This is a genomic window from Algoriphagus hitonicola, from assembly GCF_900113375.1.
Taxonomy (GTDB): Bacteria; Bacteroidota; Bacteroidia; order Cytophagales; family Cyclobacteriaceae; genus Algoriphagus; species Algoriphagus hitonicola.
Window position 1 is genome coordinate 141,190 of sequence record NZ_FOPC01000008.1, and the last position, 11,932, is coordinate 153,121.

Here is an 11,932-nt window from a genome sequence, read left to right on the forward strand (position 1 = left end):
AATGATTCATCACATCTTTAGGCAAAAGGCTACGTATTAAATTTAGCTTTGAGCTTTACACTATGCGATTTCTTCTCTCCGCTTTTTTCTTTCTTTTGACCCAGTGGTCTTTTGGCCAGACTAATTTTAGCCTGCAAAACCTGCCGGTTTTTTCTCAAAATGAGGAAGAGTTGCCTTCGGCTTGGAGTGGGGGGATCAATAGCGCACAGATTCAATTGATCGACTTAAATTTTGACGGGCAGGAAGAGTGGGTCATTTGGGATATCAATTCGCGCCAGCTTTCTGTATTTGAAAAAGAAGGAAATCAGTTTATCCATCAACCCGAATGGACTTATTTTTTTCCAACTGACATCAGTGGATTTTTAGTCCTGGCTGACTATAATGCAGACGGATTGAAGGACCTGTTTACCTCGACGGCCAGAGGGATCAAAGCGTATAAAAATACATCATCGGATGGGAATATTTCCTTTGAGGTGGCGCGGGATTTCCTTCCGCTGGATAATGGATCCAATATTCAGGCTAATAATTTGGACACGCCATTGATCCAAGATTTGGATGGAGATGGGGATCTGGATCTGGTTGTGTTTAATTTTGCCTCGGGGGATTATCTGGAGTTTTATGAAAATACTTCTGTGGATCGGACAGGCAATTTGGATATTGATGGATTTGCCTTTCCATTGACGCATTGGGGGAATTTTGAATTTTGTGATTGCGATGACATCTCTTTTGGACAGACTTGCTCAGGTTTGGAGCTGAGAATTGATCCATCGGAAAATCAAAAAATCCAACATGCAGGCGGGCATTCCATTCTCTACCGGGATTTTGATGGAGATGGAGTATCAGATCTGCTTTTGGGAAGGGATGAGTGTGATGTATTGTATTTTTTGTCCAATAAAGGAACATCGGCCGAGCCGCTTTTTGATGAATTTTCCAATGAAATTCCCGAATTGGGAGAATTACCCCGATTTCCGATTTTTCATAACCCTGCCTTTATCGATGAGCAGCTGATTATCAGTTCCAATTCCAATGAAGCGGCACAAGTTTACGGAGTGGATTTTGCCAATTCCATTTTTTCGTTTGAGGGTTCGCTCAGCCCGATTTTGCAGAGTCAACTTGTTGATCTGGGCGAGAATACACGACCCTTTTACCTGGGTAATCAAAATGGAGGAAGGCTCTTTGTCGGTGCCAATGTGACTCGTTCGGGAGAGGTTTTGGGTGAAATCGCCGTTTTTGACTTCCAGAATGGGATCGTAGAATTAAGTGAGCAGGATTTTTCGATTCGAGAGTGGAATCTGACCGAAATCCAGTATTTGGAATTTCAGGATCAGTCTGGAGTTTCTCGGCAATTGTTGACGGGAATTCGATTTGAGGGAAATATTCCGCAACAGCGGGTTTTTCAGAAGGAAAATAATCAGTGGGAAGAGATCAACTTTTCAGGATTTGAACCGAATCGGGGTGATCATTTGACCTTTTTCGACTATCAAAATCAGGATCATTTGCTGGTAGCCGCCCAAAATGGAGGTTTGGACTTGTATGCCGTTGATTTTGAAAATTTGTCTGCGGAACTGATGGAGTTAGATTTTTTGGGCTTTCAGGATAACCCATCCAATCGAAATTTGAATGTGGCAGTGAATCCGCAACCTCAGCCCGGGCTCTATGTCGTCGATCAGCGAGGGATTTTGATCTATATCGAAAACTTCATGGAGCAGACCCAGCGTGAGGAGGTTCAGGTTGCCATCCAAAATCAAAATTCCCCAACTCGACTGGGCAGAAATACCTGGATTACCTTGGTGCCGGATGTGTTGGGAGCAAACCCCGATTTGATACTGGGCACTCGTGCTGGAGGTTTGATTTACCTCAATGCAGAGGAAGGAACTGATCCCCTTTCGGAAGGCCTTCAATTGCTTCTCTATCCCAATCCAACTACCGGACCCATCAAAGTTATTTCAAACCAATCGGGTCTGGGTAGAATTATCAATGCGATGGGAAAAGTGCTTTTAGATGAGATTTCTGTTCAGGCTGGACAAGAAATCGAAATCCAATCCGGTATTTACACTCCGGGCCTTTATATTTTCCAACTCGAAACTGCCAATCGACGGCAGGTTTCAAAGAAGTTTTGGGTGAGGTGAGTAAAATGATTTTGTTTGGATTGTGGAAAAATCCTAGCTTTCCCCTACAGAATAAACACCAACTTATGAGAAATACTTACTTCCTAGCCTTATTGGCTTTTATCGGGTTCTCCTGTAGCTCAGGCCCTGAAAATCCAGCAGACCAAGTTTTTATCAATGGCATCATCTACACCGTCGATGAATCCAATCCAAAAGTGGAGGCCGTCGCCGTTAAGGATGGCATGATTCAAGCCGTGGGAACGACTGCCGAAATCCAAGAATGGGCGGGAGAAACTACCGAAGTCATTGATCTCGAAGGCAAAACCATGACACCCGGCTTGATCGAATCTCATGCGCACCTGATGGGAATCGGCTATAATAAACTTGAGCTTGATCTCATGTACGTGAAAACCTACGATGAATTGGTCGAAAAAGTAGCCGAAGCCGTGGAAAAAGCCCAGCCAGGCGACTGGATTACGGGCAGGGGCTGGCATCAGGATAAATGGATCGAAAAGCCCGAGAAAATGGTCAAAGGCTTTCAAACCAATGAAAAGCTTAATGAAGTCTCCAAAGACAATCCGGTATTTCTCCGTCATGCTTCAGGACATGCCTCTTTCGCTAATGCAAAGGCTTTAGAGATGGCGGGGATTGCAAATTTGAGTGGAGAGCGCCCCGGAGAGGTAGAGGGCGGAGAGATTATTTTGGATGATTTGGGAAATCCAACCGGTGTATTGACCGAAAGAGCTTCCAATTTAGTCGCTAGATTGGTTCCCGAAGAGACCCCCGAACGGGCAGAAGAAGCCTTGACTTTGGCCTTGCAGGAATTGGTGGAAAAAGGGATCACTTCTTTTCACGATGCAGGTTCGGGTCAGGATGTGATTGATTTGGTGGAGAAATTCAAAAACGAAGGCAAACTCACCGTTCGTCAATACATCATGCTCACAGGTCGTCAGCCCGAGCTCTTGGAGGAGTGGTATCAAAAAGGACCGATGATCGACACGGCTGATCATTTGCTGACGGTTCGATCCATCAAATTGAATTGTGACGGCGCCTTAGGTCCAAGAGGTGCATGGTTGCTGGAAGATTATTATGATCGTCCGGGGCACAGAGGCCATGAGACTTTGCCGATGTCTGTGGTGACAGAAGTTTCCGAGAAAGCGCTGCCTTTAGGGTTTCAGGTTTGTTCCCACGCTATCGGAGATCGCGCCAATCAGGAGATTTTGGATCGCTACGAGGCCGCATTTGCTAAAAATCCAGAAGCAACCGATCATCGTTTTCGGATCGAACATGCCCAGCACATTCATCCCGATGACATTCCCCGATTTGGAGAAATGGGCGTGATCGCCGCCATGCAGGCGATTCACTTGAGTTCGGACCGTCCTTGGGCGATTGATCGCTTGGGCGAAAAGCGAATCATTGACGGGGCTTATGTTTGGCAGAAGCTGATGAAATCCGGTGCGGTAGTGACCAACGGAACAGATGCACCCGTAGAGCCGGTGGATCCGATTCCTTCTTTTTATGCTTCGGTGACCCGAAAAACGCTGGAAGGAACTCCCGAAAACGGCTACGAAGCCGATCAAAAAATGACTCGGGAAGAAGCCTTGAAATCCTATACTTTGGATGGAGCTTATGCCGAGTTTGAGGAAGATTTCAAAGGCTCGATTGAAGTAGGCAAGGCGGCTGATTTCACCGTTTTTGATCAAAATATCATGGAAGTTCCCGAAGAGGAGATACTGAAGACGAAAGTAGCCATGACTGTGATGGGGGGAAAAGTTGTATTTAAAAGATAATAATTAAGACCTTTCGAGGTTAGTTAAATTTTAAAAAGTTCCCTTTATGGGAACTTTTCTTTTATATTTGAATTTAGAAACATGTGAGAATAATTGCAAAACGGACCTTGCGGGAATTTTGGGAAAAACATTCCGATTCTGAACAACAGCTAAAAGCCTGGTATCGAGAAGCTGAAAAGTCTCAATGGAGTATTACCCACGATCTAAAAAGAGCGTATCCAAACGCCAGTTTATTGGGAGAAAATAGAGTAGTATTCAATATTAAGGGGAATCACTACCGATTGATTGTAAAAATCAATTTTGAATTTCAGTTATGTTGGATTCGCTTTATAGGAACTCACGCCGAGTATGACAAAATCAACGTAAATACGATCTAATATGAATATCAAGCCTATCAAAACTGAAACAGATTATCAAAAAGCACTGATTCGCCTTGAAGAGATTTTTGATGCTCAAAAGGGGAGCAAGAAAGGGGACGAATTGGAAATACTTTCTATTCTAATCGATCAATATGAAAAAGAAAATTTCCCGATTGACCTACCCGATCCTATCGAAGCGATCAAGTTTCGAATGGAGCAGATGGATCTCAGAAATAAAGATCTTGCTGAGGTGGTAGGAAATAAAAGTCGGGTAAGTGAAGTGTTGAATAGAAAAAGAAAACTTTCGCTGGATATGATCCGAAAACTGAACACCTATCTTCGAATTCCTACAGAGGTATTGGTTCAGGAATATTGATCCCATGATTTATTTGATTTTTTGTTTAGGCTTACTTTTTCAAATTCAAGAACAGTACAGCAATACACCACCTGAAGATGAAATACTAAAAACCCAATTTGCTATGATAGTGGTGGGGGAAAAGTGGTGTTTAAGAAGTATTCGGTAGAAACCTGAATGCTTATATCTAAGTTAGACTTTCCAGGTTTTGAAAACCTGGAAGGTTTTTTTGATGTATTTGCCAACTATCGAACTTGCTAAAATTCAATATTCCTCTGAAGAAGCTAGTCTTAATTAGGTTTGGAAAATTGATTAGTGGTTTCTCAGAAACTTCAAAAATCTGCTCACTTGGGGTGGACATAGTTGAATTGTGAACCTTTACTTTTGCCCTTCACTCAGGTTGGGATATCAAAAAACCAATTTTTTATTAAATCCTGATTGAAACCCCGTCCAAAACAAATCCCATTAGATTTTTCCCTATTTTCACTCTTCTAATAAAAAACCAATTTCATGAGAAAAACACTACAACTCTTTTTGGGCATGATGCTGATTGCTTTTATCGCACAGGCTCAGGACACCAAACCCATCGCCTGGCAGGATATTGCCACTTGGAAATACATGCCCGGACAGGCATTTCGACTCTCTCCCGACGGTCAGTGGCAAGCATTTGGCCTCGTTCAGACCGAAGGTGACGCTGAGATCATCCTCCAGAAAGTTGGGGATGAATCCTCCAAAAAAACCTTTAAAATCGGTTCGACCAACTACCCCTCCATGCAATTTAGCGAGGATGGAAAGTGGTTTGTTTATACCGAGTACCCAACTTTCTCTGAAAAAAAGGCCAATGAAAAAAACAAAGGCAAGGCTTTGAAGAACAAGGCGATTCTGATCAAGTTGGGAACCGAAGACAAAAAGGAATTCGAGGGTGTATCCAATTACGCTTTCAACGGAGAAGCTTCCAGTGTCTTGGCCATTAACCTATCCAAAGAGGGGAATGGTGATGCCCGAGGCTCAGATTTGCTGATGTATCATCTAGCAACGGAAAAAGCCCAGAACATCGGCAATGTCGCTGATTTTTCTTTCAACAAAGCGGGAAGTTACCTCGCCTACACCGTCGATGCGGCCAATCAGTCCGGAAATGGGCTTTATCTGATGAATGTGACCGGCAATAGCATGCAGATTCTGGACTCGGACAAGGCTTCTTACCGTTCACTTAACTGGACGGAAAAAGGTGAGGCTTTTGCTGCCTTGAAACTAGTTAAAGACAAAAAATACAAGCAGGATAAGGGGCAGGTCATCGGGGTGAAAAACCTCACTCCTCCGCAGGTCACCGTTTACAATCCTGAAAAAGATTCGGTCAATTTTGATCAGGAATTTACCATTTCTCCTAATAGAACTCCGATGTGGTCGGAGGATTTGACTCGATTGTTTTATGGAATTCACCCCTTGGTTTTAGCGGAAAAAGAGGAAGCCAAAAAGGAAGTGGATCAGGACTCTGTTAAACAGACTGAAGCGGAAGCCATGAAAAAAATCATGGCCGACACCACGATCAAATCCATTTCAGATTTGCAAAAAGCGATCGCCAAATTGGATTCTGGGAAGGTGAAAGATAAAAAAGACGATGAGGCCGACACACCGGATATGACGATCTGGCACTGGAATGATAGTCGTCTGCAGTCTCGACAGCAGGTCATGCAAAACCAGGATAAAAACTACAGTTTCTGGGCGATGTACGATGTCAATGCAGCGAAACATATTCAACTCCAGGATAGCAGCATGCGGGAATTGAATATCTTGGACAAGGAACGCTATGCATTGGGTTCAGACCTGCAAGCCTATGAATTGGATGGAAATCTGAATGGGCAAAGCTATCGGGATTTTTACATCGTGGACCTGAAAACTGGAGAAAAGAAGGAGCTTTTCACCAACTTTTATCTGCCAAATTATTCCTCTTTCCCGCGGGAATCTCCCGATGGCACCAAGTTGATTTATGGCCTCGATGGGCATTACTACATCTATGACATTCTTACCGCTCAAAGCCGAAATATCACCGAAGGCATGCCCGTTTCCTTCGTCAATGTAGAAGACGATCACAATATCGAAAAACCGCTCTATGGCGCTTTGGGCTGGAGTTCGGATAGCAAATACGTACTCATCCGGGACGGTTGGGATATTTGGCAAATTCCTGTTACCGAATCCAAAGAAACCCCCGTCAACCTTACTGTCAATGGCAAAACGGATCAGATTCGCTATCAATACCGATTTACCTTAGACCCGGAGGAGAAGGGAATTGACTTAAGTAAGCCTGCTTTCATCCGCATGTATGGCGAATGGACCAAGAAAAGCGGAATCGCTAAACTCACTCCGGAGCGGAGAGGAGGAATGAATCCAGGTGCTGAGGTTTTGATTTGGGAAGATGCCAATGTGGGTAATCTCTCCAAAGCTAAGAATGCGGAGACTTATTATTTTTCCAAAGAAAAATTCAATGAACCCACCCAAATCTACTTAACAGATGCTTCCTTAACTAACCCGACACAGGCGACAGAAAATGCGCCGGATGCTGGAAAATACGCTTGGTCAGCCGGAACCATGCTCGTGGATTATGTTTCCGACAAGGGCGACAAACTTCAAGGCACGCTCTTTTTGCCTGCAGGCTATGAAGAAGGGAAAAAATATCCCACAGTAGTTTACTATTACGAAAAACTCTCCCAAACCCGCCACAATTGGTCCAATCCAGGCTATGGAGGCACAGGCTGGAATCCCGGCGTTTATACTTCCAATGGCTTTGCGGTCTTTATTCCGGATATCGTTTACAAGCTGGACGATCCGGGAATGTCGGCCGTTTGGTGTGTGATTCCTGCCGTGAAGGAAGCGATCAAAACCGGGGTGATTGACGAAGACAATATCGGTATTCACGGTCACTCTTGGGGCGGTTACCAAACTTCCTTCCTGATCACGCAAACGGATATGTTTAAGGCTGCCGCCGCAGGCGCGCCACTGACTAATATGATTTCCATGTACGATTTGATCTATTGGAATTCAGGTGGGGGAAATATGTCCATCTTTGAAGCTTCACAGGGGAGATTCCGAGGAGCACCTTGGGAAAACTGGGAAGCCTATGAGCGAAACAGCCCGGTTTATCACGTGAAAAATGTCAAAACTCCGCTTTTGCTGCTCCACAATGACAAGGACGGTGCCGTGGACTTCACTCAGGGAATTGAATATTATTCCGCTCTCCGTCGCTTGAAAAAACCGGTGGTGATGATGCAGTACAAAGGCGAAAATCATGGACTCAGCAAGCTGGAAAACCGAAAAGACTACAGTGTGCGGATGATGGAATTTTTCGACCATCATCTGAAAGGCGAGGCTGCTCCTGACTGGTGGAAAAGCGGGGTGAATTTATTGGACTTGGATGAGCACCTGAAGGAAAGAGCTTTTTGACAGATACTAGATACTATAAACAAGAAGCAAGAAAAATCCCCCGGTGTTGTGCGTCGGGGGATTTCTGAGTTTAGATGAGGCCTGCTTCTTCTAGCTCTTTTTTTAGATCATGGTAAACTTGTACTAATTGCTCATCGGTAGGTGGAGCTGATTTTCGCCTTTCCGATGGGTCGGAAATCTGAGCGGGATTAGCCCGGACAACTTTGAATTCAAATTCTTCACCGATTTCCAAGGGCCTTTTTAACCAATCAAGATGTTCATCAGCCTCATTTAAACCTCCTAAACTGATTTGCAATTCTTTTCGATGCTGTTTGTGAATCGACTCAAAAATTGCAGAAACAACCCCATTTTCCAAGCCAAAAACAACCTGCTCTTTTTCACTTTTAAATTCAAAAGCTAAAATTTTCCTTTTATCCAATTCATTCATTTTCAACATCGATTAATCCTTTTTCGAGCAATTTTTTTTGAAGATTCTTGAAAGACAAAAGCTTGGCCTCCAAGGCTGATTTCTTACTTTTTTCTTTACTGTGTCTTTTAATTGGCTCTGTGGCTTCCTCTGTTTCAACTACCCTAATTTCAAACTTGTCACCTTCCTTTAGATTCCATTGTCCCCACACAGAGCGAAAATCAAAATTATAGCTAGAACCTGTTACAGAAAGATCCAACTCATCTCGATCGTTAACTTTTACCCTAGTGAAAATCAAAAATGTGCTCCCCGTATCGGCCGCAATTATTTTTTCTTCTTTAAAAGAAATCTCAAATCCAATCATACTAGAACTTTTAGATCATATTTCTCCTAAGTTAATAATATTCTAAAATTCTCCTTAGCTTTATTCCTCTTGTCTAAACTATGACGTTGCGAACTATTTTAGCATTTTTTCTTATGCTCTCCAGTTATTCCCTTTTTGCTCAGCAGGACTTGGGGATCGAAAAGCAATGGGTGGTAAAAACCTCTCCTTTGGCTTTATTTGAACCGGAGACAATTATTATTCAGGGAGGCTTGGAGTATTTTTTTAACACTAAAGTCAGCATTCAATCAGAGATAGGATTGAATGGGGGACTATTCGGAATGAAAGCCGGAAGAGGGGGGAATGAGGATTTTAGGATTTGGAGGAGTAAAAGTGAGGTGAAATTTTATACCAAGAAGAATTACTGGGCGGTGGAGTTTTTTTATGTAAATAAAGACTTCACTCGAAAGGATGACTCTTACGGGATGGACGGCCAGGAATTTTTCTATGATAAGGCAAGAATCAATTTTTATGTTTTGGCAACCGGAATCAAATTTGGTCGACAGGTATATACATCCAAAAATATTCTGATTGACTCATTTGCTGGACTCGGATTTCGTGGACGTTTTCGTCAGATAAGTCAGGTGGAATTATCCGAAAATCAAAGTGATGAGTTCTCGGAAAATTTCTTTGACTTTGCAGATCGCTATCGTTTCAACGGCTGGGATTCCGTTCCTCATTTTACGATTGGCGTCAAGGTAGGGATTTTGACAGGGGACCTAGATTGAATTGATTAAGGCTTTTATATCAGCTGCTCCCTTTCTAACTCTTCCTTTAATTTTAGATACATTTTCAATTTCGCCTCATCGGACAGTTCCCTTTCCTCAGCTGTTACTTTTTTGGGTAGGTGGATAGTTTTTTCCTCAGTTTTTAAAATTCTGACGGGTAGGAAACCTTCCTCCTTCGATTTATAAAACGAATAAGTAGCGTTTTGGTAGTCGCCGGATATTTCTATCGAGGTTTCTTTGACTTCCCCTAGTTCAGAGATATCGAGCAGAATCGATAGCATCACGCTTCCTTCACCGGGAAAACCGGCTTTAATTAAGGGGCCTATTTCGTCTTGATAAGTTATTACATCCATGATAACTAGGTGATTGGGTTTAAATGAGACCTTTTTCTTCGAGTTCCTTTTTCAGTTTTTTGTACCAAAGTAATTTTGTCTCCGTAGGCATTTTAGGCTTAGTTCGGGCAAAAGGGGTTGGTAATGTTATTTCCTTGAGAGACGAAGATTGGAGCTCAATTGGAAATATATCCTCCGATTTGGTTTGAAGAAATCGATATCGACTTTCTTCAGTAATTCCTGTGATACGGATTTCCGACTCTTCAATTTTTCCTAATGGGGACAGGGTACAGATTAAATTAATATGGATGGTTCCTGTACTCGGTAAACCCACTTCCAACTGCCTTTTTCCGATGTTGCATGCTATGATTTCCATTTCATCCATATAATGACAATTTTTTTAAATAAAGCGAAAGGATAGACCTGAAAATATCCCAAAAATTCATCCTAGCTTTGCTTCTTCAATTCTCATTCAATCCACCATGATACTTCAGATTGTTTTATTGGTAGCAGGTTTATTGCTTTTGGTCAAAGGGGCCGACTGGCTCGTGGACGGCGCCTCTGTTTTGGCTAAAAAGCGAAATATTTCTGATTTGGCGATTGGTCTGACGATTGTGGCTTTCGGGACTTCTGCTCCGGAATTGGTAGTGAATGTGATCGCAGCTTCGGGCAATTATCCGGATATCGTTTTTGGCAATATCATCGGATCCAATAATTTCAATCTCTTTGTGATTTTGGGACTTTCTGGATTGATTATTCCCCTTTCGGTGCAATCCAGCACGGTTTGGAAGGAGATCCCTTACTCACTTTTGGCAGCGATTGTGATTTTTTTCTTGGCCAATAATTACTTGGTCGATGATACTCGGGAGCTTTCACAAATTGACGCCATAATTCTACTCGTTCTGTTTGCAGCGTTTCTGTATTACGTCGCCACGCAATTGAAAACAGAGGAAGGCCTGGAAACCATCGAAGTAAAAGACTATTCCCAGCTTAAAATTTGGACCCTGATTTTAATTGGGTTAGGTGGATTGATTTTAGGTGGAAAACTGGTAGTGGACAATGCCGTCTCTATGGCCCAATCGCTGGGAGTCAGCGAAAAAATCATCGGCTTGACTATCGTGGCAGCAGGAACTTCTCTGCCTGAGTTAGCCACTTCGGTGGTAGCCGCCTACCGGAAAAATACCGACATCGCCATCGGGAATATTATTGGCTCTAATATTTTCAATATTTTCTTGATTTTGGGTGTCAGCGGCTTGGTTCGTCCCCTGGAATTCAACCCATCATTCAATACCGATATTTACATTTTGATGGGAGGTACAATCTTTCTGTTTTTTGCCATGTTTACCGGAAAGCGTAAAAAACTGGATCGCTGGGAAGCGTTTATCTTACTGGCAACCTACTTACTTTATACTGGCTATTTGGTAGGAATGGAGAGTTGAGTGCTTCGGAAAATCAGCCCTTGTCATGTAGGTCGAGATTATTGGCGCCGTTCCACCCCAACATTTCATCCTCTGCAATCTCAATTGCTTTCACAGCATATTGAAGGCTTTGGATATTGGGATCTGTGGCATGGTCAAAGTCACTGCTCCTAAAGGAAAACTGCTCCCCTTCCTCAAAAAGCTCATCGACATCCTTAAACTCGGAGTGCATGGCCACATTGACCAAAGCAGTAAATACTTGGATCCTCGCCTCTTCGAGGGATTGAAATGCCTCTTTTATTTTTTCTTGATAGGTCATCTGAGTTATGATTTGATGATTTCAACACTGATAATTCTCAATTCAATTGTACCGAACCCTCATTTTTCAGGAGCTGATTTGACTATTCTTTTGATTGACTTTGACATAGGGGAAAAGAGATAAGAATCCTTTTTGCCTAATGTACATTCGGTTGAAATTGAATTGCTTAGTGGAATAAATTTACAGAAAAGTCGGGTGTTGACCTATCTCCAAGAAAGTTATGATGACATAAAGTGTCGTAATTTGCCCAAAAAGTTTAAAAGGATACTTTTTGCATATTCTGGGGAATTTTTCATG

At 42.8% G+C, this 11,932-nt stretch carries 12 protein-coding genes; 7 read left to right on the forward strand and 5 right to left on the reverse strand.

Annotation, left to right across the window (positions count from 1 at the left end; genetic code table 11):
* Window positions 1-62: 62 nt before the first annotated feature.
* The 5 genes from BM043_RS12265 to BM043_RS12285 all read left to right on the forward strand — a co-directional run bounded on the left by BM043_RS12265 (window position 63) and on the right by BM043_RS12285 (window position 8,050).
* Entirely contained in the window at window positions 63-2,129 is a 2,067-nt protein-coding gene (locus BM043_RS12265) for a T9SS type A sorting domain-containing protein (RefSeq protein WP_092792053.1), read from the forward strand.
* 65 nt (window positions 2,130-2,194) lie between these two features.
* Window positions 2,195-3,898 (forward strand): amidohydrolase, encoded by a 1,704-nt coding sequence (locus tag BM043_RS12270; protein WP_092792179.1) that lies wholly within the window; start codon window positions 2,195-2,197, stop codon window positions 3,896-3,898.
* 83 nt (window positions 3,899-3,981) lie between these two features.
* Entirely contained in the window at window positions 3,982-4,275 is a 294-nt protein-coding gene (locus BM043_RS12275; RefSeq protein ID WP_092792055.1) for a type II toxin-antitoxin system HigB family toxin, read from the forward strand.
* Between the two features lies 1 nt (window position 4,276).
* Complete coding sequence (locus BM043_RS12280) at window positions 4,277-4,633, forward strand: helix-turn-helix domain-containing protein (protein WP_092792058.1); 357 nt, start codon at window positions 4,277-4,279, stop codon at window positions 4,631-4,633.
* A gap of 489 nt (window positions 4,634-5,122) precedes the next feature.
* Window positions 5,123-8,050, forward strand: a complete 2,928-nt coding sequence (locus BM043_RS12285) for a S9 family peptidase (protein WP_092792060.1) — start codon at window positions 5,123-5,125, stop codon at window positions 8,048-8,050.
* Between the two features lie 70 nt (window positions 8,051-8,120).
* Here BM043_RS12285 and BM043_RS12290 read toward each other — a convergent pair whose 3' ends face one another.
* On the reverse strand, window positions 8,121-8,477 hold the full coding sequence (locus BM043_RS12290; RefSeq protein WP_143189533.1) for a hypothetical protein: 357 nt from the start codon (window positions 8,475-8,477) through the stop codon (window positions 8,121-8,123).
* Complete coding sequence (locus BM043_RS12295) at window positions 8,470-8,820, reverse strand: hypothetical protein (protein ID WP_092792064.1); 351 nt, start codon at window positions 8,818-8,820, stop codon at window positions 8,470-8,472. The genes BM043_RS12290 and BM043_RS12295 overlap by 8 nt, the downstream gene beginning before the upstream one ends.
* 80 nt (window positions 8,821-8,900) lie before the next feature.
* Between BM043_RS12295 and BM043_RS12300 the strand changes: the two genes are divergently transcribed.
* A complete protein-coding gene (locus tag BM043_RS12300) occupies window positions 8,901-9,566 on the forward strand; it encodes a DUF3575 domain-containing protein (RefSeq protein ID WP_143189534.1) in 666 nt (221 codons plus the stop codon).
* A gap of 14 nt (window positions 9,567-9,580) precedes the next feature.
* Here the strand turns inward: BM043_RS12300 and BM043_RS12305 are convergent, their stop codons facing one another.
* Entirely contained in the window at window positions 9,581-9,919 is a 339-nt protein-coding gene (locus BM043_RS12305; protein ID WP_092792067.1) for a hypothetical protein, read from the reverse strand.
* A 19-nt stretch (window positions 9,920-9,938) separates the two neighbouring features.
* The gene (locus BM043_RS12310) at window positions 9,939-10,283 is read right to left on the reverse strand and encodes a hypothetical protein (RefSeq protein ID WP_092792069.1); all 345 of its coding nucleotides are present in this window, start codon (window positions 10,281-10,283) and stop codon (window positions 9,939-9,941) included.
* 97 nt (window positions 10,284-10,380) lie between these two features.
* Here BM043_RS12310 and BM043_RS12315 point away from each other — a divergent pair, with 97 nt between their 5' ends.
* Window positions 10,381-11,337, forward strand: a complete 957-nt coding sequence (locus BM043_RS12315; RefSeq protein ID WP_092792070.1) for a calcium/sodium antiporter — start codon at window positions 10,381-10,383, stop codon at window positions 11,335-11,337.
* 13 nt (window positions 11,338-11,350) lie between these two features.
* Here the strand turns inward: BM043_RS12315 and BM043_RS12320 are convergent, their stop codons facing one another.
* Window positions 11,351-11,635 (reverse strand): hypothetical protein, encoded by a 285-nt coding sequence (locus BM043_RS12320; protein WP_092792072.1) that lies wholly within the window; start codon window positions 11,633-11,635, stop codon window positions 11,351-11,353.
* Window positions 11,636-11,932: the final 297 nt, after the last annotated feature.

Excerpts from the sequence above, each read along its gene's own strand:
- BM043_RS12280 (WP_092792058.1), top strand. The coding sequence starts at position 4,277 with ATGAATATCAAGCCTATCAAAACTGAAACAGATTATCAAAAAGCACTG.
- BM043_RS12290 (WP_143189533.1), bottom strand. The coding sequence starts at position 8,477 with ATGAATGAATTGGATAAAAGGAAAATTTTAGCTTTTGAATTTAAAAGT.
- BM043_RS12305 (WP_092792067.1), bottom strand. The coding sequence starts at position 9,919 with ATGGATGTAATAACTTATCAAGACGAAATAGGCCCCTTAATTAAAGCC.
- BM043_RS12320 (WP_092792072.1), bottom strand. The coding sequence starts at position 11,635 with ATGACCTATCAAGAAAAAATAAAAGAGGCATTTCAATCCCTCGAAGAG.
- BM043_RS12265 (WP_092792053.1), top strand. The coding sequence starts at position 63 with ATGCGATTTCTTCTCTCCGCTTTTTTCTTTCTTTTGACCCAGTGGTCT.
- BM043_RS12310 (WP_092792069.1), bottom strand. The coding sequence starts at position 10,283 with ATGGATGAAATGGAAATCATAGCATGCAACATCGGAAAAAGGCAGTTG.
- BM043_RS12285 (WP_092792060.1), top strand. The coding sequence starts at position 5,123 with ATGAGAAAAACACTACAACTCTTTTTGGGCATGATGCTGATTGCTTTT.
- BM043_RS12295 (WP_092792064.1), bottom strand. The coding sequence starts at position 8,820 with ATGATTGGATTTGAGATTTCTTTTAAAGAAGAAAAAATAATTGCGGCC.
- BM043_RS12270 (WP_092792179.1), top strand. The coding sequence starts at position 2,195 with ATGAGAAATACTTACTTCCTAGCCTTATTGGCTTTTATCGGGTTCTCC.
- BM043_RS12300 (WP_143189534.1), top strand. The coding sequence starts at position 8,901 with ATGACGTTGCGAACTATTTTAGCATTTTTTCTTATGCTCTCCAGTTAT.
- BM043_RS12315 (WP_092792070.1), top strand. The coding sequence starts at position 10,381 with ATGATACTTCAGATTGTTTTATTGGTAGCAGGTTTATTGCTTTTGGTC.